The following is a 24,189-nucleotide window of genomic DNA, read 5'->3' as shown; positions in this document are numbered from 1 at the left end:
AGCGAGGGTCAGGAATCTCTTGAACTTTTTCAAAAACAATATCAATGAGGTCAGAGGTAACCGAATGATTATGAGAGGAAGGCATATGACACTGTGTTAGTATTTTGACAAAAATATCCTCTATTTTAGACTGCGTAGCTGAAATTGTCCCACAAGCTTCCAGCCCTTGGTAGCAAAGGGATTTTAGTTATTGCGGGAATTACTGCCCGGTGGCGGCATCAATACCCGACGATTAGAGTGGCGCAATCTATCCTTATTCGTTTATGCACGTTGCTATGCCACCAGTAACTTGAAGCTTATTTTTGCCAGATAGCTTCGTTCTGAGTCAAAGTATGCTTCGGTCAGAGGGTGTTGTTCTAACCAGTCTTCCGGGAAAAACAGGGATATGGTAGAGCCGGATAAGCTGATGGAATATTCCGGTAAGGTATCGTCGCGACCATGACTCAGCACATTGGCAATGCGCAGCAGGATAATCAGCCGCATCAGCTTGCGTGATACCGCCTTGGGCCAGGCGGAAAGGAGTGATTTGGATATGGAACGTCTGTGGCCCCTGACGAGCAGCGCAAGTTGCTGCTGTTCTCTCTTGCTGAACCCCATCAGGTCAGAGTTATCGATCAGGTAAGCACCATGTCGATGGTACTGTGTATGGGAGATATCAAGCCCTATCTGGCACACACGCGCAGCCCAGGACAGCAGCTCAAGATCACAGTCGCCCAGTTCCCAGATATCAGCCGTCATGGCAAAGCAGTTTCGGGCATGATTCATGACCCTGAAGGCCTGTTGCTCATCAACATGATAGCGGCTCATCAGGGCATTTATGGTTCGCTCCCGAACGTCTTCATGGCGGTCCCGCCCGAGCATGTCGTGCAGAACACCCTCCCGAAGTGCACCGTCAGAGTAATGCATGCGTTCGATGCCAAGGGCATCGAAGCCTGCCATGAGAATGGCCAGGCCTGCTGGAAAAATCGCCTGACGATCAGGCTTCAGCCCGGGAAAACGAACACGGCCGATCTGGTTAAACTTCAGGACTTTGAGCTTGAGCATCTCCAGATTTTCCCGGGTGATGGTATCACTCTCTCCCATGGCCTGAAGAATGCTGCTGACCGCACGAATTGAACCTGATGACCCTACGGCATCAACCCAGCCCAAATGGGTAAATGATTGTTCAATATTGAGTAATTCCAGTCGTGCAGCGTAATAAGCGGACTGGAATCGTTGTGGTGTGAGTTCTCCGGTGCCAAAAAAACGGTCGGTAAATACCACGCAGCCCATGTGCAGGCTTTCCATCAACTTTGGCTCAAAACGTTCGCCAATAACGAACTCGGTACTCCCGCCACCGATGTCCATCACCAGACGGCGCTCATTATCATCGGACTGGGTTTGGGCAACACCAAGGTAAATGAGACGAGCTTCTTCCCTGCCCGCGATAATTTCAACCGGGTAGCCCAGGATAGACTGGGCCTGGTCAACAAAAGCATCGCTGTTCCGCGCCTTACGCAGGGCATTGGTACCCACGACTCTGACCGCTTGAAAGGTATTGCCAGCGAGGTACTGGGCAAACTGTTCCAGACAACTGAAGCCCCGCTTCATTGCTTCAGCCGTTAGCTCGTCGTGCTGGTTAAGGCCTGCAGCTAACTGAACCTTTTTGCCCAGCCTTTCTACTGGTCGGATTTCACCCTGATCCACCCTGGCTACGATCATGTGAAAGCTGTTTGAGCCCAGGTCTATGGCGGCTACGAGAGGTAGGCTGCCGGACTGTTTACGCCCTTGTTTTGTCATGGTATTTCATAGCTAATATATTGAAAATATTATGTTTTTCAGTGCTTTCAATGCTCGTTTTAACAACCTGACAATACCGGGTTGCAGACCGGAGCATAACCGATGTTAAAAGGTTAACTTTAATCGAGTTATGCACACAAATCCTACTGGCTGTATTGCCAGGGGCAAAGCTACACTGATGACTGAAAAACAGGCCTGTGTCATATGGCAATCTTATAAGCCTCCATGCTCAATGGCATTTTTATAGAAAAAAAAGCCACAAAATTCCATGAATCAGGCATAATAGGTCAGTTCTGGGCCGGTGATATCTTTTGGCAGCCTGTTTGGCTTGCCCTCGGTCAAGGCTCCTGAGTTTACTTTAAACACTTTTAAGTACTAATTAAGTACCCTGGTTAGGAGATCCATTCCATGAGCGAAATTGTCAAAGTGACAGATGACTCCTTCGAAGAAGTGGTTCTGAAGGCGGAAGGTCCGGTACTGGTTGACTATTGGGCTGAATGGTGTGGTCCTTGCAAAATGATTGCCCCCGTTCTTGATGAAATTGCCCAGGACTACGACGGCAAGCTGACCGTCTGCAAGCTGAATATTGATGAGAATGAGGCAACCCCGCCAAAATACGGTGTGCGTGGTATTCCTACGCTGATGCTGTTTAAGGGCGGCAACGTAGAAGCTACGAAAGTGGGTGCGCTGTCCAAATCACAGCTGACCGCATTTTTGGATAGCAATCTGTAATTGCTGGTCATTGGTGGTTGTGACAGACCGTTACAGCCACTTGACTGGCCTCAATTTTATAGCCATTTGATTAAATTTTTGAATCAATTCAGTTGACGAAGTCTTAATTCTTGATTATTTTCCAGAAATGGATATAGACTGTAATTACACAGGGCTGTCAGGAATCTTCTGACCTCAGGGATATGGCCCAGACAGGGCAGCCGTTATAAACACTCGCAGGCATCAATCAACACTTAGCTGTCCTTTATCATAATAAGTCAAATACTTTCTGATCTTCCTGCAAAGACAACGGCCACTTACCTTTCAATTTAACATTCGCACACTACTGGTTATGCATCTTACCGAACTGAAGAAAAAGTCTGTTCCTGAACTTCTGGCGATAGCGAATGAAATGGGTCTCGAAAACCTTGCCCGTTCCAGGAAGCAGGATGTAATTTTCACCATACTCAAACGCCATGCACGCAGTGGTGAAGACATCTATGGTGACGGTGTTCTGGAAATTCTCCAGGATGGTTTTGGTTTTCTCCGTTCCGCTGATAGTTCCTATCTGGCGGGACCGGACGATATTTATGTTTCCCCAAGTCAGATTCGCCGATTTAATCTGAGAACGGGCGATACGATTTCCGGGAAAATCCGTCCACCCAAGGAGGGAGAAAGATATTTTGCCCTCCTCAAGGTGAATGAAATCAATTTTGACCAACCAGAAAATGCCCGCAATAAAATCCTGTTTGAAAACCTTACGCCATTGTTTCCCCAGGACCGTCTCACTATGGAGATGGGAAATGGTGCAACAGAGGATTTAACCGCTCGAATTATCGACCTGGTAGCTCCCATTGGCAAAGGTCAGCGTGGCCTGATTGTCTCTCCTCCTAAAGCGGGTAAAACACTGATGCTGCAAAATATTGCGGCAAACATTACCCGTAATAATCCGGAGTGCTACCTGATTGTTCTGCTGATTGATGAGCGTCCGGAAGAAGTTACCGAAATGTCCCGGTCCGTGCGTGGTGAAGTGGTCGCCTCTACCTTCGATGAGCCTCCTTCACGTCATGTGCAGGTTGCCGAGATGGTGCTGGAAAAAGCCAAGCGCCTGGTAGAGCACAAGAAAGACGTGGTTATTCTGCTGGACTCCATTACCCGTCTGGCCCGTGCTTACAACACCGTGATTCCCTCTTCCGGCAAGGTGCTTACCGGTGGTGTGGATGCTCATGCCCTTGAGCGTCCGAAGCGTTTCTTTGGTGCTGCCCGTAACATTGAAGAGGGTGGCAGCCTGACCATTCTGGCAACCGCACTGGTTGATACCGGCTCCAAGATGGATGAGGTTATCTTTGAGGAATTCAAGGGTACCGGTAATATGGAACTCCACCTTGACCGTCGGGCCGCTGAAAAGCGGGTCTTCCCTGCTATTGGTATCAACAAGTCAGGCACTCGCCGTGAAGATCTGCTGACCACGGAAGAAGAGCTTCAGCGTATGTGGATTCTGCGTAAAATCCTGCACCCAATGGATGAAATTCAGGCCATTGAATTCCTGCTGGACCGTATGAAGCACACCAAGACGAATGAAGAATTCTTCCAGTCCATGAAACGGAAGTAATTTTTATTCCCACAGGAAGGACTGTGAGAAGGATGTCGATCACGATCACAGTCTCTGCCGGGGGGTAAGGCCAAAGCACCCTGCAAGCCTGTTTCAATGAACCATTGCGCAACTACCTGGTCAGACTTTGATCTTTCAGTCCGTTCATTTTGCGGGCCGAAAAGACCGTGAAAGGCAAGCTTCGGTTATTCGATCCTCATAACCGCAATAATCTCTTTATCACCTGTTTCAACTGACGTAGTTTTCACTGTTCAGGAGAAAACTGCCAAAGCCTGAAAAAGCCAGAGCCAAAGAAGAAATATTCATGAAATACAAGGATCTCCGGGATTTCATTGATCAGCTGGAAAAACAGGGGGAACTCAGGCGAATCACGTTTGAAGTTGACCCGGTGCTGGAAATGACTGAAATCTGTGATCGAACCCTGAAAAAAGGGGGGCCCGCCCTATTGTTTGAAAACCCCAAAGGCTTCGATATGCCCGTGTTGGCGAACCTGTTTGGCACGCAGAAACGGGTTGCCCTGGGGATGGGGCAGAAGGATATCGGTGCACTGAGAGAAGTGGGTGAGCTGTTGGCCTACCTGAAAGAGCCGGATCCTCCCAAAGGTTTGAGAGATGCCATTGAAAAGCTGCCGCTGTTCAGACAGGTGCTGAACATGGGACCAAAGGTGGTTAAATCGGCACCTTGTCAGGAAGTGGTACTGCAAGGTGATGATATTGATTTAACCCGGCTACCAATTCAGACTTGCTGGCCAGGGGATGCCGCACCATTGATCACCTGGCCCCTGGTCATTACCCGTGGCCCGGAAAAAGAGCGCCAGAACCTGGGCATTTATCGTCAGCAGCTGCTTGGCAAGAATAAATTAATCATGCGCTGGCTGTCCCATCGGGGTGGGGCGCTTGATTTCAGGGACTGGCAGAAAAAACACCCGGATACCCCTTTTCCGATATCGGTGGCTTTAGGCGCTGACCCCGCGACCATTCTTGGTGCTGTGACACCGGTCCCTGACTCATTATCAGAATATGCGTTTGCCGGTCTGTTGAGGGGCAGAAAAACCGAGTTAACCAAAAGTCGCACAAATGATCTGCAGGTTCCTGCCAGTGCCGAGATTGTCCTTGAAGGTTTTATCTATCCCGGGGAGATGGCGGATGAGGGCCCATACGGCGATCATACCGGCTATTACAACGAGGTTGAGTCATTCCCGGTGTTTACGGTTGAATGTGTGACACACCGGCGCAACCCCATTTATCACAGCACCTATACAGGGCGCCCGCCGGATGAGCCGGCAATACTGGGATTGGCTTTTAACGAAATATTCGTCCCTATTCTCAAGAAGCAGTTTCCTGAAATTGTTGATTTTTATTTACCGCCAGAGGGTTGCTCTTATCGGCTGGCAGTCGTTACCATGCGTAAGGAGTATCCGGGGCATGCCAAGCGGGTTATGCTGGGTGTCTGGTCATTCCTGCGACAGTTTATGTACACCAAGTTTGTGATTGTGACCGATGATGATGTCAATGCCAGGGACTGGAATGATGTGATATGGGCGATGACTACCCGTATGGACCCGAAAAGAGACTCAGTCTTCATCGACAACACGCCCATTGATTACCTGGATTTTGCTTCTCCCGTTGCCGGACTGGGATCAAAGGTCGGCTTTGATGCCACCAACAAGTGGGAAGGTGAAACCAGCCGGGAGTGGGGAACAGCCATTTCGATGACAGATACCATTAAACATCGGGTTGATGCTATTTGGGATCAGCTTGGCATCGATAATTAATACTTATGTAGCATATGGCTTCAGGAAGCCCGGGGTTCCTGAAGTTTTAAGCGTTAGAGGTAGCGGTATTCGTGCAGAACAACCCAGTTTCCACCCAGTCTTGCCAGGTTGCCAATCTTCAGTTGTTATCGGAAGGTATTTACCGTGTCATCCTCACGCCTCATGAGGGCTATTTCCCGGACTACCGGGCAGGGCAGTACCTTGAGATGCTCCTGGCAGGTGGTGAAGCCTGCGCGTTCTCTATAGCCAGCCCCCCGGTTCCCGGTCAAAAGGAGCTGGAATTACATATTCAAAAGTTATCTTCCAGCGCTAATTCCATTGAACTATTCAATGAGCTTGAGCAGGGGAGCATTTCAATCCGAATGCCAAAAGGTCAGTGCTTTCTTGCAAGTGTTCCGGATAAACCACTGGTGTTTATCGCTGCGGGTACCGGATTTGCCCAGATGAAAAGCATGATTGAGTTCTCACTGAACAAGCCAGGGCATCAAGATATCTACCTGTACTGGGGGGCTCGTTCGCCAGAAGGGTTTTATATGCCTAATCTTCCTATTCACTGGGCTTCTTCTCAATTTCACTACCACCCGGTGGTCAGTGACGCGCTTGGAGAAGCGGGCTGGCAAGGGCGTCATGGGCTTTTGTTTGAGGCGGTCATAGACGACAAAAACCTGCTCCTTGGCAGTGAAGTCTTTATCAGCGGATCTCCACAGATGGTTTATGCAACATTTGATGCACTGGTAGCAGAAAATTTCCAGGCGAAAAATATTCACTCTGATGTCTTTGCATACGCACCGAGATCTTGATAAGGCTTAATCACATCGACAGTAGAAAATTCATATAGTTTAATAAAAACGACAGTATTTTTTATTTGAAAACTGTCGTTTTTTTATTAAGCCGTGGAAAAAGCCCGTCCCTTGTCTATATTCAAATCGAGTATAATCAATGCAAGGTACGGTATTCAGTATGCAACCATCACCCTCAAAAACAGATCAGGCAGGATTAAAAAATAGTCGGGTCCGGCAGAAAAACATTCAAATTATTCTTCAAGCCGCAGAAGATGAGTTTGTCGCCAGCGGATTTAAGGGAGCGTCTATTCGCGATATTGCCCACCGGGCTGGCTTGCCAAAAGCGAATGTGCACTACTATTTCAATAGTAAGGTTGAGCTATACGGTGCGGTGCTCAATCACATCATGGAGCTATGGCAGTCTGTTTTCAGTGGCCTCAACCCAGATGATGATCCTGAAACGTCATTAAGACAATTTATCCGGGCCAAAATGAAATATGTGCTGGCTCATTCAAATGCATCCCGCATATTCAGTAGTGAAATACTGCATGGAGGGCAGCATATTAAAGAGCATTTGCAGCCTTTTAATGACTGGATTCAGGAAAAATCCGAGGTTATTAATGGTTGGATTGCCCAGGGTAAGATGAGACCGGTTGATCCTGTTCATCTGTTATTTACCATCTGGGCAACGACTCAATACTACGTCGACTATGGTCCCCAGGTTGCTTCCGTTCTGGGTAAAGAGGACCTGGATGCCGAGGACGTGGAAGCCTATACCGAAAGTGTCTGCCAGATGATACTGGGTGGCTGTGGAATCAATAACTAAAACAAACTTTTATAATGCTCTTTTAGTCATCACATTTGTCCATGGGGGAAGTTCATCGGAATAAGCCTTGAAAGGCTTATCCGAAAAGACGCTTAATCATTCTGCAGGTTACCCTGCAGAAATCACTTCAACCTTATCCACTTTCTGAAAGCCCCTGGGAAGCTTGTTGCCACGTCTTCCCCGCTCACCACGATAATGCTCAAGGTCTGTGGCTTTCAGAGTCACATGGCGTTTGCCTGCGAAGAGTGTCAGCGCATCACCGTCATTGATGATGGCAAGCTGAGTCATCAGCTCACTTCTTTCGGCTGCACGGGCAGAGGCAATATTAATAATTTTGTTGCCTTTCCCCCTGCCAAGCTTGGGAAGGTCCTGCAATGGGAATACCAACATTCGCCCTTCATTGGTGATGGCGGCCAGCATCGGGTTGTTGCCGCTTACGGGCATTGGTGTCAGTACATGGGCATTTTTGGGCAGTGTCAGCAGGGTTTTTCCGGCCTTGTTTTTACTGACCATATCGGAGAATTGTGCAATAAAACCATAACCCGCATCACTGGCCAGCAGATAACAATCACTGGCGTCACCAACACACAAACCTTCAAAGGTTGCGCCGGAGGGAGGGTTGACTCGCCCGGTTAATGGTTCACCCTGCCCTCTTGCCGAAGGCAGCGTATGGGTCAGAACGGAGTAGGCTCGCCCGGTAGAATCGAGAAACACTGAAGTCTGATTGCTCCGCCCTTTTGCTGATAAACGATAGCCGTCGCCAGATTTGTAATTAAGCGTCAACGGATCAACATCATGACCTTTGGCGCAACGTACCCAGCCTTTATTTGACAGTACGACGGTGACAGACTCAGAGATCATCAGATCTGATTGTGATAATGCCTGGGCTTCAGATCTTACGACGATAGGAGAACGACGATCGTCGCCAAAACTTTCAGCATCCGCTTTGAGCTCTTTTTTTATAAGCGTCTTAAGACGTCTTTCTGATCCCAGGGTCAACTCAAGTGAATTGCGCTCCCGCTCCAGGTCGTCCTGCTCTGCACGAATCTTTACTTCTTCAAGTTTGGCCAGATGTCGCAATTTCAGGTCAAGGATGGCTTCGGCCTGAATATCAGAAAGCCCAAAGCGCTCCATAAGAATGGCTTTGGGTTTATCTTCTGTACGGATGATTTCGATAATTTCATCAATATTCAAAAAGGCGATCATCAAACCTTCAAGAATATGAAGTCTGCTGAGCACTTTATCCAGCCGGTGTTGTAAACGGCGACGTACCGTTTCACTGCGCCAGGTAAGCCACTCGCCCAACATTTTGTTGAGCGCCTTAACTTGGGGGCGTCCATCAACACCGATCATGTTCATATTAACCCGGTAGGTTTTTTCCAGGTCAGTGGTGGCGAACAGGTGGTTCATCAGGCTGTCGGTATCTACCCGGTTAGACTTGGGAACGATCACCAGACGAGTCGGATTTTCATGGTCGGATTCATCCCGCAGGTCAGCGACCATTGGCAGCTTTTTGGCCTGCATCTGCGCTGCGATTTGTTCCAGAACCTTCGCCCCGGATGCCTGGTGTGGCAGGGCCGTCACCACAATATCACCACTTTCCTGCTGGTAGACCGCGCGCATTCGTAAAGAACCCCTGCCCGACTCATACATTTTGATCAGGTCTGACTGTGGGGTAATCAGCTCAGCTTCCGTTGGAAAATCAGGCCCCTGAATATGTTCACAAAGCTCGGCAACCCCTGCCCTGGGATTCTCCAGCAGGTGAATACAGGCGTTGGCCACTTCACGCAGATTGTGCGGTGGGATGTCGGTTGCCATACCAACAGCAATACCGGTGGTGCCATTCAGTAAAAGGTTGGGTAAGCGCGCTGGCAGTATGGATGGTTCTTCCAGTGTTCCGTCAAAGTTTGGCACCCAGTCCACCGTGCCCTGGCCAAGTTCTCCCAGCAATGAGTCAGCATATTTCGTGAGGCGGGACTCGGTATAACGCATGGCGGCAAAGGATTTGGGGTCATCAGGCGAGCCCCAGTTGCCCTGTCCATCCACCAGTGGGTAGCGATAGGAAAAAGGTTGTGCCATCAACACCATGGCTTCGTAGCAGGCGCTGTCTCCGTGGGGATGAAACTTACCGAGCACATCACCCACGGTACGGGCAGACTTCTTGAACTTGGCGGTATTTTTCAAGCCAAGCTCGCTCATTGCGTAGATAATGCGTCTCTGGACAGGTTTGAGGCCGTCCCCTATATGGGGCAGGGCACGATCCAGGATGACGTACATGGAGTAATTCAGGTACGCGTTTTCGGTATACGCTCTCAGGGACTGACGCTCAACTCCATCGTCGCCAATAATGATCTGCTCCGCCATGCTTAAACCTGTTTCAGGACTCTGATAATAAATCCGTCATGATAACAAGTATCTTTCTTGTTCTAAAAGTTATGGTGGTATCACAATAAGATTTTTTAACCACATTGGCAGAAATCAAAGCGATTCGATAAAAGCCACCAGGGCCTTTCGCTCACGGACATTCATCTTTAACACATTGCCCCGGGACTGTTTGGCTTCACCGCCATGCCAGAGGATCGCTTCCATTAAACTTCTGGCACGACCGTCGTGCAGGAAGCCGGTTCTTCGATCCAAAAGCTGGGTATGACCAATACCCCAGAGTGCCGGTGTGCGCCATTCTCTCCCAGAGGCCAGAAACTCCGGGCGGCCATCCGCAAGCCCCTTCCCCATATCATGCAGAAGAAAATCACTGTAAGGCCAGATCAGTTGATTCGCCTGCTCCTCCTCAATAACGGTCATGGCGGTTTCCGATTGAACATCCATGGACGCCGTTCGGAAACTGGGTTGATGACAGCCCGCGCAACCCGCTTCATTGAATAATTTCTTGCCCTTCAGCACCTCTGGCTTTTTGGCATTGGTGCGAACAGGCACCCCCACATTACGGCTGTAAAATACCACTTTATCCAGAACAAAGTCAGATACATCCGGTGCCGCACCGCTGGGAGCCGCCAGGCAATCCTTTTGCCACTCAGTACAGGATTCATCTGGAAACAGGCTGGTGGTCAGCCCCATATCTCCGTTGAATGCTGCAGCCGACTGCTGTCGCAGAGTTGGCACCCCGGCTTTCCAACCGAACCGGCCAATGGAGGTTCTCTGCTTCTGGATATCCCAGACCCGGTTGGCCCTGCCTGAAATACCGTCACCATCCTGATCTTCAGGGTCTTCATTCGCCAGCAGGCTGTTCTCGGAAATGGCTTCCAGCAGGCCGATGCCGATCATTGATGGCGTAATCCGCATGGATATCATGGTGTTTTCAGCCAGGGGCCCATAGCCAAGGTTTTCCATGGTGAATATCGGTTTTCGAAGCTCAACCTGATGACCATCGGCAAAGGCTACCTTGAAATATTCAAAGGTAACCCTGACCTTCCCTTCAGGCTTCACACCCTCAAGGGCATTAACCTGCAGCTGTCCACCGTAGGTAGGCTCAGGAATCACGCCTGATTTTTTCAAGCGTTTCTTCTGCTCATCCGTGATTGCGGGAATGCTGAGCCGAACCAGAACCGATGCATCGGTCTCCTCTCCATCTTCTGGTGCATGGCCTCTTCGGTCATGAATATGGCAACCGCTGCAGCTGGCGGTATGAAACAGAGGCCCTAACCCATCCGAAGCCAGATCATCCCCGGATTCCGGTTGCCAGTCCTGGCGGAACAGCGCATTGCCTTTATGAAAGTTTAAACGGTTAAATACCGGCATATTGGCTGAAGGCTTGGCAATGGTATTAAACCCGGAAACCCAAACAGAAGCAGTGCCACCGGGCATATCTTCCCCCGGCTGGAACTGTTCATAAGCTGGCCGCTTCTTATCGTCTTCGGAAAAATCACAGCCAGCGAGCAAAAACAGCAGACTTAAGATGATGAAAAAGGGGTTATTAGTCATGATCATCCTTGAAATCAATCCTTCATAACAGTTGCTGCCAGGGAAGCCTGAAGGCAGAAGCACGATGAGCGTGCTTTAAATTGAGGCTGTCTTCATGTGTTATTTTTGTTTATTTGTAATGCTGTTAATCGGCAAAAGTCCGACAATAATCAATTGCCCGGGCTAACGGTGATATGCAAATGAGCCGTCAGCACAGAGAGTCAGAAATTATGGCGTTGAACACACCGCAGGCCATAACAACAAGACCAATATTGGATTTATAGTTTTTTTCCGGTGGCCAGCCTGGGCTGTTTGCCAGAAAGCCCCATGGCGTACTTCATCACTTGGTTGATCGCGGGTGACAGCTTGCCAGCCAGAGTCAGGCCGAGATTTCGCAGAAGCTGCAGCGGCTTACTCTGATTACTGAAGGTATGGTAAAAAGCGTCCATGGTGTTCATCATCAAGGCATTATCGCTTCGCCTGGCCTGTTCATACCGGGCAAGAACCTCCGGGCTGCCGGGGTTTTCACCGGCCCTCAAGGCATCCACCAGAATTTCAATCAGCCAGGCGGCATCCTGCAAACCGAGGTTTACCCCCTGTCCTGCCAGGGGGTTTATCGTGTGGGCTGCATCGCCGGCAAGAACCACCCCCTGGCGAAAATATTCAGTAACATGACGGCGGGCAATAGGAAAAGCACCACGCTCATGGAGCTGAATAACATCCGGTAGTTCAGCAGGAAAAGTGGTTACCAGCGCTTCAATGAAGTCCTCTTCGGACAGTGCCAGCAGTTCCCGAACTTTCTCCGGATGGTTATACCAGACAATCGATCCGTAACTTCTGCCGTTAATATCCGGCAGTGGCAAAAAGGCCTCCGGACCTGTCGGGGTAAAGGCCTGCCAGGTAATGTCCTGGCAACCGCCGACAATTTCGACCGTTGCCACCAGGCATTGCTGCTCATAATCCCGTTGTTTTATGCCCAGCCCGGCAGCTTGGCGAACCCGTGAGTTAGCACCGTCTGCCCCCACTAAAAGATCACCGGAAAAGCGACGACCATCGGACAACTCAATCACCGGGGGCGTCGAAGAGGTATGAATGGTTTGAATACTGACCGGACAGAAAAAAGAGACGGATGGGTAGGATTTGATGGCTTCTAACAGACCTGATTGAGTCACCCGGTTTTCAACAATAAAACCCAGCTGCGAGTGATGAATCTGCCTGGCGTCAAACATCACCCGGTTGGCTCTTGAATCTATCTCTTTGCCAAAGGGGGAGTGCAGTTTTTCCCACACCGCCATACGACGATACGGCGTCATACGCATGGACTGCATATGTGGCCATGCGCCCAGTTGGCGAAGAATTTCCTCCGATGCTGTGCTGAGCGCAGATACTCGCAGTTCAGGTAGTGCGTCCACTGGTAATGGCGATGGCGCACAGTGGTCGAATAAGGCAACCTTTATTCCCTGCTGGCCGAGGCCACAGGCAATCGTGGCACCCACCATACCTCCGCCGACAATAAGTACATCGTAGTGTTGCTGGTCATCACTTTGTCCGGAAGCGTCTGTTCTTTTCATAAGCAAGCATTGTATGTAAGCGTCATAAATCCGTGCAGCAGCGCACACCATCTATCTTCCCGATCAGGATCTTTTCACCGGGAATGGAATTAGTCAAATGAAGTGTCCGGGGTTGCCCTTCGGGGCGAAGATGCTATTGGCTGAGAAAGGATTATTGAGAAAGAACGTTAACGGCAGTCTGGTGATGGCCTTCACTCATCGGTCTGGCCATCATTAAACTCTTTGGTATTTCTCTCAGAGATTTTTTTCTTTTTGCGCCGGTTTTTTTTCCGGGCTTTACGCATTTCCAGAGATTTATCCCGCCCCTTTCTTGAGCCTGAGCGGTCAATGTAAGACTTGTGGTCTGTAGAGGAAGCATTGGCACTGCTGTCATTGTGACCCGTACTGTCGCCATTGCCCTGGCCGTAGTCAAGATGGGGAGAGGATGCTGAATCAATTCTGTAACCGGAACTCACAATCTGGCCTCCTTGCTCAATGAGTTCCTATAAGTTTATACAACGAAATAGCGTAATTCTGTTCCTGCATGACTAATGATTGAATCTGCCATGGCCCTATGAGAGATCGAGGCCTGGTTTTCAACCATAACCGCGTCAATAATCTTACCCGGTGCCTTGGTCAGGCTGGATAGGCGGAGATTAACCAGGGTGGCCTCTACGGCAGTCATTCCCGGGTTGAAAGCTACGTTTTCAGCATATCTACCAGAAATTATATCTCCATTATCTATAAGAAGAGCAACACCTGAATGACAGCCAGAATAAGGCGCATAACTCCGGCGGGCCGCTTCTGTTGCTGCATTGACCAGCTTATCAGCAGGGGCCGGGCTCTCGAAGGAGAGCAGCGACGGGCTCATCAGTCGAGTGTCTTGCTTCAGATCGCCGGGGCCAAAGGCGTCTGGTAGCAGGGTTGAGATCCTATAGTGGCGCTGCTGGTCACTATTGAGCTGACTGACCAGAATATCCACCTGGTCGATCCCGTTCAGTTCGTTCATAAACTGTCGGCAGTGCCCACAGGGGGCTTCATTGACCATCAGGCGGCGCAGCCGGGTTTCTCCCTGGTGCCAGGCGTTGCAGATCGCTGCCTGCTCGGCGTGAATGGCCATTTTCAGAGGCTGCCCGGCTATTTCAAGGTTTGCACCCAGATAGACCGGCCCTTGTCCTTCCGGTCGAAAGCCTTCAACAATCGCCCCTACGGAAAAATTTGAGATCGGGCAGGTGCTCATGGCAGCAGCGAGAGGCAGCAGTGCTTTGAGAAGATGCTCTGATGGCACCTCCATTAAGCCCTGAAGCTCATTCACCTGTTCTGGCTCAAGGCGGCCCTGCTGGTGAATCAACTGTTGCAGGATATCCGCAGCATTAGCCGGGAACTGAGCCAGTTGATCCTGAAAAGCTCTGTGATTCATAGCGCTACTCCGGTGACAGGATTCAAGGCTGCTTATGTACTACGGAAAAGAGAGAATTTCCATTGCTCTTTTTCAATGGTTTGCAGGGCTCGAAGAGCTATGGATTTACCAGTAACAGAAACGGAAACACACCTTAGCTAAAGTTAATCGAGGATTGATTAAAAAAGGATTTAATTATGACCTTCCATACCAATGGACTATACAAACCCGGGAATGCCCCAACAAAAATCCCTGGAAATGAAGGCGAATTTCCGGAAAAATCCGGCAAAATCGGTAAAGAGGGCAGTTGGAATGGGAGAACAATAAGTGCGACCCCCAGTCAACAGCAGGTTCCGAGAGTCGGTCCAGAGGTGCACAGTGATAAAAGCAACTGGACAATTACCAAAGCCATCTCAGGGATCGCCAGCAGCATCAATAACAGGATGTGCGGTCAGTCCGCCAGGGCGGCAGAGGTCTCCAAGGTATTGAAGGAAAATAATGTCCGGATGTTTACCAAACATCTCAAGGCGATGAGGAATGAAGTAATAGCACATAACAAAAGGTGTGTGGAAAATAATCGGCAATCAGAATTAAAGTTGTTGCAGGAACCTATACAGCAACTGTCAGTCAACAATAAGCCCCTGCTTTATGCCTTGGCAGAATCCGGCAGTCCTGAGATGATTGCAGCACTGTGCACCGCCGATAAAATCGCTCCCAGAAGTTTCTATACAGTCCCGGTATTTCAGGATGCTGCTATGAGCGACTATGTCGAAGACAGTCTCCACAAGGGCGAGTTAAATGAGGCCAGTTGGTGGTGTCATCCAGGCACACCCGTTCATTATGCGTTAAGCTCCGGCAACTATGAGGCGGCAAAAGCCTTTTTGCAACACGGCGGCAGTCTCATTGGTTGCGAAGAAATCCTCAGCAAGATACCCCAGGATGTCAGGGATCAATTAGGGGAGGCTCTTTTGGCTCAACAGGGCGAGCTTGAGTCAAAACTCTTTGATATGAGACCGGTTATAAACCGTCTGGAGGGTGAGCAAAAAGCGGAAAAAATGGGTGATGGTATCGAGAATCCTGACCCGGTCTTCAGCCAGGATAGACTTGACATCACCACACTCGGAGCAATGGCAGGACAAATTGATAAAGATCTTCAACTGCTTCAGTCTCTGGCTGAATGACCGACGTTAGTGATTGCGTCTTAAGCCTCTTTGGGGGCTTCCCCTGCCCCCATCCTTCTTGCTTTTCTCCCTCCCACACCCGCAGAGTTGTCCAGATGCAGGCGGGTTGCAGGGCGGCATGTGACCAAAGATAATGCATTCCTTCAGATTACCGTCTAACCGACTCACTGTATTAATGGGGAACAACGCTTATTGCGTCATCAATGGCGGTTGGAGAAACTTCATCACTCTGTTGATGGTCAAAAGCTAAACGAACCATTTTTGTGGAAAAATCTTGTGAAAACAGCCGTGAATAAAAAGGGAAAGCCGATCGTTATTTTCGATTCCGGTGTCGGCGGCCTCAGCATCTATCAGGAAATAAAGCAGGCTTTACCTTATGCTCCGGTGGTTTACTGTTCCGATACTCAGGGGTTTCCCTACGGCCCAAAGCCCGAGCAGGAAGTGATTGAGCGTACCAGCCTCTGTCTGAATGCGTTAGCCGGGCAGTTTGATCCCTCGCTCGCCGTCATTGCCTGCAATACCGCCAGTACCATCTCACTGCCCAGGGTGCGCGAAGAGCTGGATTTCCCCGTTGTTGGCGTGGTGCCAGCCATCAAGACGGCCAGTGAGTACTCAAAAAAACGCTGCATCGGGCTTCTGGCGACACCGGGCACGATTGCCCGCAGCTATACCGACCAGCTGATTGATGATTTTGCCGGGGACTGTCAGGTGATTCGAGTGGGTTCCAGCGAATTGGTACAGATGGCTGAACGGCACCTTCGGGGTGAGCTGGTTTCAGAGCACGATCTGCACCGGATTCTTGGCCCTTTTTTTGCCGAAGAAGAGGTACCGGATGTGGTAGTTCTTGGCTGTACCCACTTCCCTTTGCTGAGAACAGCGTTGCAGCAGGTATCTGCCGACATTCACTGGATCGACTCAGGCTCTGCTATTGCCCGCAGGGTTGTCAGCCTGTTGGACCCGGCCGGGTTTGATGCAGAGTCAGCACCGCACGATCTCTTTATGCACACAGGGCTGGATGATCAGGTAAGTGCCCTGGTTCCAGCGTTGGAGAAAATGGGATTTGTTGCCCTGAGACATTTACCCGTCGGGTCGAAGGTGATGACGCCACCGTCACAGAATGACGGTGGCGTCCATTGCGGTGAGAACGTTGTCAATTACTCAAAAGATCGGGCTTCATAAAAAGCGACTTCTGAAATACTGTGGTAGGCCTTGGACTGCTCGCGGAACTCGCTGAACGATTGATAAACCCGTCCAGCCACATCGCTGGTGGCCGCAACTTCCTCGGTAATCTCATCAGCCACCTTTTTCAGTTCAGCAAGTACGTCATCTGGCAAACGTTTTACGGTTACCCCGTGCTCATTCACCAGCTGTTGCAACGCCGCATTATTCCGTGCGGTGTACTCATCAATCATGTCCTGGTTTGCTGCGCGGGCTGCCGTTTTGACAATGGCCTGCAGGTCTTCTGGCAGTTTATTCCATGCATCCAGATTGATGGTGAATTCCATCATGCTGCCTGGCTCATGCCAGCCCGGATAGTAGTAGTAAGAAGCGGCCTTATAGAAACCAAAGGCCAGGTCATTGTATGGGCCGACCCACTCAGTCGCATCAATAGCACCGGTCTGAAGCGCCGTAAATAGCTCGCCACCGGGGATATTTACAGGTACCCCGCCAAGGCGCTGCAGTACTTCACCGCCCATACCCGGGATGCGCATTTTCAGACCTTTCAGATCATCCAGGCTGTTGATCTCCTTGTTGAACCAGCCCGCCATCTGAACCCCGGTGTTGCCACCGGCCATCGGTTTCACATTGAATGGTTTATACACTTCGTCCCAGAGTGCCTGCCCGCCACCATAGTGAATCCAGCTGCTGATTTCCTGGGCGTTCAAGCCAAAGGGAACGGCAGTAAAAAACTGGGTGGCCGGGTCTTTACCCTTCCAGTAATAAGCGCCACTGTGCCCCATATCCGCCGTGCCGCTGGATACGGCATCAAAGACTTCCAGAGGTGGTACCAGTTCACCGCCGCCATACACTTTGACGGTCAGTCGGCCATTACTCATTTTATTAACGGACTCGGCAAAGCGCTCAGGCGCGATACCCAGACCCGGGAAATTTTTGGGCCAGGAGGTCACCAGCTTCCACTCGATGGCTGTTTGAGCTTCTGGTGCTACTGATTCGGTGTTGGTGGTTTGCTGCGGTTGTTCACCCTGGCCACAGCCTGCCAGTGCTGCAACTGCGGCAACGACCCCGAAAGAGGACAATAAATGACGACGTTTCATGAAAAGACCCTGTTTTCTTAATCTTATTTATAGGGAACACGACAGAAGCATAGTAATTGGATAGGTGGAAGCTGACAAGCTGCCATTAACAGGGAGGCTTTGAAGCAGGAGCCTCAGGGCCTGTTGAGGTTTTGTTACGAGCAGGAAAAAAATGGAAGTTACTCAGGATAAGGAACTTCCTCTGCCGCTTATTGTCTCATGCCAGTTAATAGTCATGAATACAGGTGCAAACATGGATAGTGTCAGGGTTAATACTAGCGATCAGTTGTTTAAATGCAGTATCTGTCAGGAGCAGGATGGCGGCGCCACAAACGAATTTGCTGGCCGGTTGCAAGTCAAGGCATCGTGTCAGTACGGATGCCAGCTTCACCTTGGTTGTATTCCCCTGACTGATCAGCAGCAACTCAAACTGGGCCAACGCCGCTGTTCCGAATGTCAGACACTTCCCGTGCTGCCATTGCTTTGCGAATCCAAATTGCTAGAGGAGTACGCCTGCCGCTCCGGAAATTGGCAAGCACTGGCACTGATTCTGAAGATTAAAGCCGATCATGGTGCCAGCATACCTGTGGATAAACGTCTGTTGTTAATTACTTTGCAGGAAAAGAATAGCAAATGCCTGGAGCTTTTGTGTATGGCGGGCGCGAATGTCAACGCTACCTTAAGCGATGGATCCACCCTTTTACACATGGTCGCCTTTTGTGGTGACACCGATTCCCTCAAGGTGCTGCTCAAGACCCCGGGAGTGAATGTCAGTGCCCTCGAAGACGATGGTTTCACTCCTTTACACTGGGCTGCCACAAATGGTAATCCCTGTCACACTGATTGCCTGAAATTGCTGATTGCTCACCCCGGGGTGGATATCAATGCCAAGGATGTCTATGGTCTCACTCCTTTACACTGGGCCGCCGCAAAGGGTAACACCGATAGCCTGAAGTTGCTGCTCGACACCCCGGGGATAGATATCCACGTTACCTGTACATTTGGCCTCACTCCTCTGCACCACGCAGCCAATTGGGAAAGAGTCGATTGCGTGGAAGCGCTGCTCTTCAAGGGAGCGAATGTCAATGCCGTCGCTACTGCTACTGATCGCCCTGGCATCACACCACTGGACCTCGCCAAACACAGGAGCGACCCAGCGTGTGCAGAACGCCTGATTGCCAAAGGGGCAAAAACGTCGCTGGAGCTGAAAGTACTACAGCAGAAATAGGCAAGAAAAGAGCAGGAATGCCGTCTGATATGAGGAAGAAAAATCGGGCATGAAATAACCAGATGGGTTATCACTGCCCCGGGCTGGCAGGAACCTTCCAGAGTAATGCAGTACCGCCTTTTAAAAAGCCAGCAATGGGAAACATACCATCGTTACAGTAAATCAATAAATGATCGCCATCAGGGCTAAATTTGGCCGATTTAACGGGATGATCCAGTGTTATCTGCTCTTTTTTTGACCATTTGCCATCATCACCAATACCCCAGAGTTGCACAAGGCCATTTATCTGCTCTTTTTCTGTCCAACATTTGCGGTCGAGTTGCACAAGGCCAGCAATATCATCCCAGAGTTGCACAAGGCCTGGCTGGTGTTTGTCCTTCTGGTTCATTTTGTTGCCATAGGTTAGAAAATGGTTTTCCAATTCATTAAAACTAGCGCCCCCGATGAAGTCGGCATCAGAGTCCGTCACCGCCAGTTTCACCCACTGGCCATTATCGTTGCGCCCCAGGATACAAGCGGTGTCGTCCAGGCTAATGGTATAGGCAAGCCGCCCTGAACGGGAAAACCGAGCATCCATAATACTGTTGCGATGTTGAACCACCAATTGTTCCTGCCATTTGCCCTGGCTGTCGAGAGCCTGAATTTTTACCGTCCGGTCACGACTGCGGGTCAGCACACAGTCCTCCTGAGCGTTGAAGGCAGCATAGTCAATCCCCCCCTGATGATATATCCTCGTTTTCTCAGCCAGATCACCTTCCTCGTAATTCCCCCAAATACAGGCGTAATTTGTTTCATTGCCATAGCTCAGAAGAAGGTTCTCTGAGGGACTGAAGATAGCTTTGTGACTGCCACTGTGGTAAATGGTCTGGCCATTAACCAGCCGACGGTCAGCACTGTTGTAGTCCCAGAGTTTAAAGATGCCAATACCGGAGTTGGCCAATAATTTACGCCCGGAGGCGCTGAATTTGGCCTCTGCACAACTGTGAATTTTCGCTTTTACTACCCAGGGATTGTCGTTAGCGTCACCGTTGGCGTCATAACCAGAAATAATAAATGTATTGTCGGTATCACGGGTCAGCGCAAGGTGCCCAGAGGCGTTGAAGGCGGCTTCGCAAATAGGTTTGGCGCAAGGTTGGCAGTCTTCATTCATACTCCATTCAGGATGACAGATCTCCCCGATCTGTGACCAATTGCCATCGACATTACAACCCAGAAAGATGGCCTGGCCACTTTCGGTGAAGATCACGGCATGCTGCTCATCATGACTGAGTTGAGCACCGGCAATTTGCCTGTTGCACTCAATGACCTTTTGCTCCTCCAGGCAGTGAGTCTCATCACTACAGCCCCAAATGGTCGCTGTTGTACCCTGGTAAGTCAGTAAATAATGGTTCGTGGCCTCGAAAGGCACTTGATGTGTCACAGTTTGCTGACAGTGACTGATCTCTTTAGCCTGGGTTAGCGGGGTCCACCGACCGTTGCTATCCTCGCGCAATACGTTGATTTTGCCGGTCTGTGGATCGTAGGACATTATTTTGTCCTGCAAGGGGCTGAAGTCTGCCTTAACCCTCGGACACTTTTCATCAGTGGTGGTGTGTTCAAGCACCACCGCCTCCTGCCAACGGCCATCGCTGTTCAGCGTACTCATCAAGATATTGCCATCATAGCTGATGCTCAGGAGTGTATTTTCCGACTGGTTAAGCTGGTAACGAAAGATTGCATCAGAACTCTTGACCTGCCCTTTTGGCAACCAGTTGCCATCCGCGCCCTGTCGCCAGATGCTCAGACTAAACTCGTTCTCATCATCGCGACCATTGATAATCAGGTTCTTACTCGTTGGGCTGAAGCTGACATCGCGAATATAACAACCGACGCCGGTCGCCAGTCGGAGTTCCAGATAATTGGCCTGGCATTGGATAATACGAGCCTTGATTGGGTCAATAGCTTTGGTGCCTGAAATGATGTCAGTTGATGATTCGGTGTCTGAGGTGTCAGTTGATGATTCGATATATGAGTCGTCAGTTGATGGTCTTCGTTGCGATGCATCGGCCAAACCAATGCCTGGTGACTGCGGCACCATGGAAACGTTCAGTCCGATAATTTCCAGCTTACGCTTACCGATAGCGGTGATGAACGTCAATTCGGGTGGTGAATCCAGCCTCAACCGTTCAAGCGATTTGAACTGGTCCGGTCCAGAAATTTCTGAGACCTGTTTGTTATAGGCAGCCACTGATTTATTCAGCGTTTTCAGGTCATTAAATAACTGCCGTTCATTGGTTTCTATTCTGCTTGCGGCTGCAATGCCTTGCGCAATTGGTTGCATGATAACTCCGGTCACATTGACACAGGAATGGAATTTATACGGGCATGGTAGATGAGTACCCCAAGGTTGTTGGAATCATCATCTATTACCTGCCTGATCATTTATTCAGTTCCTGAGCATTAAGATCTGGCAATTTAACAAAAGTTCCTGCTCCGGGGTTTTACGAGGCTGCCTGCGTCGGCGGCGAAAATAGGCAAGAGGCAATGCACCATCAGTAATGCCCTTAGATTGGAGACAGGTTGGCGTAAGCCATCATCAACCATTTAGCGCCTTCAGAATCAAAATTGACCTGCACCCGGGCCTGGTTGCCATCACCTTCGTAATTAATCACGATTCCCTCGCCAAACACGTTGTGATGGACGCGCTGGCCAAGTGACAGACCATGGTCAGGTGATGCCGGTGCCATGCGAGTCGCTACCGGTCGGGTAATGGTGCCACCAAGGCGCACTTCCTGGAGCAGTTCACCGGGGATCTCCCGAATAAAACGGGAAGGGCGGTTCATGGTTTCGCTGCCGTACAGACGTCGGCTTTCGGCATAGGTCAGATACAGGGTTTTCATGGCTCGGGTAATACCCACATAACAAAGCCGACGCTCTTCCTCAAGGTTGCCTTCATCCAACGACATTTTATGGGGGAATAACCCCTCCTCCATACCGGCCAGAAAGACCAGCGGAAACTCCAGCCCCTTGGCAGAGTGAAGCGTCATCATCTGCACGCTGTCCTGGAACTGATCGGCCTGACTGGTGCCCGCTTCCAGTGCGGCATTGGCCAGGAAGGCATCCAGAGGTGTCATGGTTTCGATTTCTTCGCCCTGCTCGTCATCAAGGAACAGTTCGTCCATATCAAACTGACGACAGGCATTCACCAGTTCCTCCAGGTTTTCCACCCGGGCCTGACCTTTCTCGCCTTTCTCTTTGCTGTGGTGGTCAATCAGGCCGCTCATGGTGACCACATGGTCGGATAGCTCACCCAGATCCAGTGTTTCACCGGCATGGCTCAGGGACTCGATCAGTTCCACAAAAGCGGCCATGGATTTACCCGCCTTACCGCCAACCGCCGAGGCTGCCACCAGGTTCTTTAATGCCTGCCAGAGAGAAATACCCTGACTCCGGGCCGCCTCTCTGAGCTTTTCTACGGTTTTCTCACCGATACCCCGGGTGGGAATATTGATCACCCGCTCCAGAGAGGTGTCGTCATCCGGCGAGCGGACAAGCCGGAGATAGGCCAGAGCGTTTTTGATCTCTGCCCGTTCAAAGAAGCGCTGCCCACCGTAGATTCGATAGGGTATCGCAGCCCGGAGCATCGCCTCTTCAAGAATACGGGACTGCGCATTGGACCGGTAAAGGATGGCAATATCGCTGCGGGCCGTGCCTTTGGTGATGGCATCTTTAATCCGGTCAGTAATAAATCGGGCTTCGTCCATCTCGTTAAAGCCAGCGTACAGGTGCACTGGCTCGCCTTTATCACCATCGGTACGAAGCTCTTTTCCCAGACGATCCGGGTTATTGGCAATAACGGCATTGGCGGCCTGCAGGATATTGCCGGTAGAGCGGTAATTCTGTTCCAGTTTGATGGTCTGGGCATTGGGGAAGTCATGGGTGAACTGACGTATATTCTCAATTCTGGCACCCCGCCAGCCATAAATGGACTGGTCATCATCACCCACCACCATCAGCTTGTCCTGGTCTCCCGCCAGTAATCGCAGCCAGGCATACTGCACGGCGTTGGTATCCTGAAACTCATCCACCAGAATGTATCGGAAACGTTCACGGTAATGCTGGAGAATATCGGCCCGCTTCAGCAGCAGTTCGTGTGCCCGCAGCAGCAGCTCCCCGAAGTCCACCACTCCCATCTGTTCGCAGTACTCATGGTAGCGTCGATAAACATCAACCATGGTGCGTTCGAATGGGTCGTAACCGGGATCGATGTAATCGGGACGAAGCCCTTCATCTTTTTTGCTGTTGATAAACCACTGGGCCTGACGTGGCGGCCACTTCTGTTCATCCAGCTGCATGGCTTTCATGATCCGCTTGAGCACGCGCAGCTGATCGTCACTGTCCAGAATCTGAAAGTTTTCGGGCAGCCCTGTTTCCTTCCAGTGTGCCCTGAGCAGACGGTGGGAAAGACCATGAAACGTACCCACCCACATTCCCCTGGGGGCGATGCCCAGCAGTTCCTCAATACGTGAGCGCATCTCTGCCGCGGCCTTGTTGGTGAAGGTTACCGCCATCACCGAATAAGGGGACATGGCTTCAGCCTGCACTAGCCAGGCGATCCGGTGGACAAGCACGCGGGTTTTACCACTACCGGCACCGGCCAGAACCAGCATAGAGCTGACGGGAGCTGCAACAGCACTGCGCTGTGCATCATTCAGTGAATCAAGTATTGAGGTTACGTCCATAAGAATCTTTCAGTCAGAAGTCGATGCCCCCTGGTGATGGGGAGAGTATTTTCCAGAACAGTGAGAGTTTAGCGAAACTGCGCCATGAGGTCTTGTAATGGTTGATTTGTGCGATTTATCGCACATTTTTATACGACATGAGTAGTTGTCGTACGACCAGTAATTTAATATTTTGGTAATCGTAATCAGGCATCATTTAATAACAAATACAAGAAGAGGATGCTGTTATGGGAAAAGGTAAAAAAGCCGAGAAAGAGTTCATTCTGGATGAGCACCTGATCCGTCCTGAACTTGAGCAGAAAGGTTCCAAGCGCTCCCTGCAAATCCGCAGAGCACTTGAGGATCGGGAAGAAGACAAACGGCTCAGCGCCATCTTTGGGGAAGATTACTGGGAAGGCATCTAACCACTTCAAAAACTGCGAACCTTTGCTTACTCCTCGGTGAGGGTTCGTA

Annotated in this window: 18 protein-coding genes; 9 read left to right on the top strand and 9 right to left on the bottom strand. The window is 50.4% G+C overall.

The features are described 5' to 3' along the window. Window positions 1–273: 273 nt before the first annotated feature. On the bottom strand, window positions 274–1,779 hold the full coding sequence (locus ACO6UY_RS12855) for an exopolyphosphatase (protein WP_422444324.1): 1,506 nt from the start codon (window positions 1,777–1,779) through the stop codon (window positions 274–276). Window positions 1,780–2,187: 408 nt separating this feature from the next. On the opposite strand from ACO6UY_RS12855, the gene trxA reads away from it, so the two are divergent. The 5 genes from trxA (at window position 2,188) to ACO6UY_RS12830 (ending at window position 7,484) form a co-directional block, all read left to right on the top strand. After that, entirely contained in the window at window positions 2,188–2,511 is a 324-nt protein-coding gene (gene trxA / locus ACO6UY_RS12850) for a thioredoxin TrxA (RefSeq protein WP_101745329.1), read from the top strand. A gap of 331 nt (window positions 2,512–2,842) precedes the next feature. Beyond that, window positions 2,843–4,102, top strand: a complete 1,260-nt coding sequence (gene rho / locus ACO6UY_RS12845) for a transcription termination factor Rho (RefSeq protein ID WP_101745328.1) — start codon at window positions 2,843–2,845, stop codon at window positions 4,100–4,102. A gap of 304 nt (window positions 4,103–4,406) precedes the next feature. Further along, window positions 4,407–5,876 carry a 4-hydroxy-3-polyprenylbenzoate decarboxylase gene (gene ubiD, locus ACO6UY_RS12840; protein WP_422444321.1) on the top strand — a complete coding sequence of 490 codons (1,470 nt, stop codon included), beginning with the start codon at window positions 4,407–4,409 and terminating at the stop codon, window positions 5,874–5,876. 71 nt (window positions 5,877–5,947) lie between these two features. Further along, window positions 5,948–6,676 (top strand): hypothetical protein, encoded by a 729-nt coding sequence (locus tag ACO6UY_RS12835; protein ID WP_422444319.1) that lies wholly within the window; start codon window positions 5,948–5,950, stop codon window positions 6,674–6,676. A gap of 160 nt (window positions 6,677–6,836) precedes the next feature. Next, window positions 6,837–7,484, top strand: coding sequence for a TetR/AcrR family transcriptional regulator (locus tag ACO6UY_RS12830; protein WP_101745326.1), 648 nt, complete (start codon window positions 6,837–6,839; stop codon window positions 7,482–7,484). A 108-nt stretch (window positions 7,485–7,592) separates the two neighbouring features. Here ACO6UY_RS12830 and parC read toward each other — a convergent pair whose 3' ends face one another. From parC to cdd, 5 genes are all read right to left on the bottom strand, one after another. Continuing rightward, window positions 7,593–9,848, bottom strand: coding sequence for a DNA topoisomerase IV subunit A (gene parC / locus ACO6UY_RS12825; RefSeq protein ID WP_422490155.1), 2,256 nt, complete (start codon window positions 9,846–9,848; stop codon window positions 7,593–7,595). Window positions 9,849–9,962: 114 nt separating this feature from the next. Beyond that, window positions 9,963–11,423, bottom strand: a complete 1,461-nt coding sequence (locus tag ACO6UY_RS12820) for a di-heme oxidoredictase family protein (protein WP_422461671.1) — start codon at window positions 11,421–11,423, stop codon at window positions 9,963–9,965. 257 nt (window positions 11,424–11,680) lie between these two features. Beyond that, complete coding sequence (locus ACO6UY_RS12815) at window positions 11,681–12,973, bottom strand: FAD-dependent monooxygenase (protein WP_422490153.1); 1,293 nt, start codon at window positions 12,971–12,973, stop codon at window positions 11,681–11,683. A gap of 191 nt (window positions 12,974–13,164) precedes the next feature. After that, on the bottom strand, window positions 13,165–13,428 hold the full coding sequence (locus ACO6UY_RS12810) for a hypothetical protein (RefSeq protein ID WP_422444311.1): 264 nt from the start codon (window positions 13,426–13,428) through the stop codon (window positions 13,165–13,167). A 35-nt stretch (window positions 13,429–13,463) separates the two neighbouring features. After that, window positions 13,464–14,372, bottom strand: a complete 909-nt coding sequence (gene cdd / locus ACO6UY_RS12805) for a cytidine deaminase (RefSeq protein WP_422467027.1) — start codon at window positions 14,370–14,372, stop codon at window positions 13,464–13,466. A 176-nt stretch (window positions 14,373–14,548) separates the two neighbouring features. On the opposite strand from cdd, the gene ACO6UY_RS12800 reads away from it, so the two are divergent. Both ACO6UY_RS12800 and murI read left to right on the top strand, forming a co-directional pair. Further along, on the top strand, window positions 14,549–15,532 hold the full coding sequence (locus ACO6UY_RS12800) for an ankyrin repeat domain-containing protein (RefSeq protein WP_422444307.1): 984 nt from the start codon (window positions 14,549–14,551) through the stop codon (window positions 15,530–15,532). Window positions 15,533–15,808: 276 nt separating this feature from the next. Then, window positions 15,809–16,711 (top strand): glutamate racemase, encoded by a 903-nt coding sequence (gene murI, locus ACO6UY_RS12795; RefSeq protein ID WP_422490151.1) that lies wholly within the window; start codon window positions 15,809–15,811, stop codon window positions 16,709–16,711. Here murI and ACO6UY_RS12790 read toward each other — a convergent pair. Beyond that, entirely contained in the window at window positions 16,687–17,808 is a 1,122-nt protein-coding gene (locus ACO6UY_RS12790; RefSeq protein ID WP_422444303.1) for a TRAP transporter substrate-binding protein, read from the bottom strand. The two genes, murI and ACO6UY_RS12790, sit on opposite strands and share 25 nt — an antisense overlap. Window positions 17,809–18,040: 232 nt before the next feature. Between ACO6UY_RS12790 and ACO6UY_RS12785 the strand changes: the two genes are divergently transcribed. Beyond that, window positions 18,041–19,015 (top strand): ankyrin repeat domain-containing protein, encoded by a 975-nt coding sequence (locus ACO6UY_RS12785; RefSeq protein WP_422444301.1) that lies wholly within the window; start codon window positions 18,041–18,043, stop codon window positions 19,013–19,015. 70 nt (window positions 19,016–19,085) lie between these two features. Here the strand turns inward: ACO6UY_RS12785 and ACO6UY_RS12780 are convergent, their stop codons facing one another. After that, the gene (locus ACO6UY_RS12780; RefSeq protein WP_422461660.1) at window positions 19,086–21,335 is read right to left on the bottom strand and encodes a WD40 repeat domain-containing protein; all 2,250 of its coding nucleotides are present in this window, start codon (window positions 21,333–21,335) and stop codon (window positions 19,086–19,088) included. Between the two features lie 223 nt (window positions 21,336–21,558). Next, window positions 21,559–23,736, bottom strand: coding sequence for a DNA helicase II (gene uvrD / locus ACO6UY_RS12775; protein WP_422444297.1), 2,178 nt, complete (start codon window positions 23,734–23,736; stop codon window positions 21,559–21,561). Between the two features lie 227 nt (window positions 23,737–23,963). On the opposite strand from uvrD, the gene ACO6UY_RS12770 reads away from it, so the two are divergent. After that, window positions 23,964–24,140, top strand: coding sequence for a hypothetical protein (locus ACO6UY_RS12770; RefSeq protein WP_163372284.1), 177 nt, complete (start codon window positions 23,964–23,966; stop codon window positions 24,138–24,140). Window positions 24,141–24,189: the final 49 nt, after the last annotated feature.

The sequence above is a fragment of the Endozoicomonas sp. ALE010 genome (genome assembly GCF_049310165.1).
Taxonomy (GTDB): domain Bacteria; phylum Pseudomonadota; class Gammaproteobacteria; order Pseudomonadales; family Endozoicomonadaceae; genus Endozoicomonas.
The sequence above is the reverse complement of the archived record's forward strand: the minus strand, read 5'-3'. Positions and strand labels throughout refer to the sequence as shown.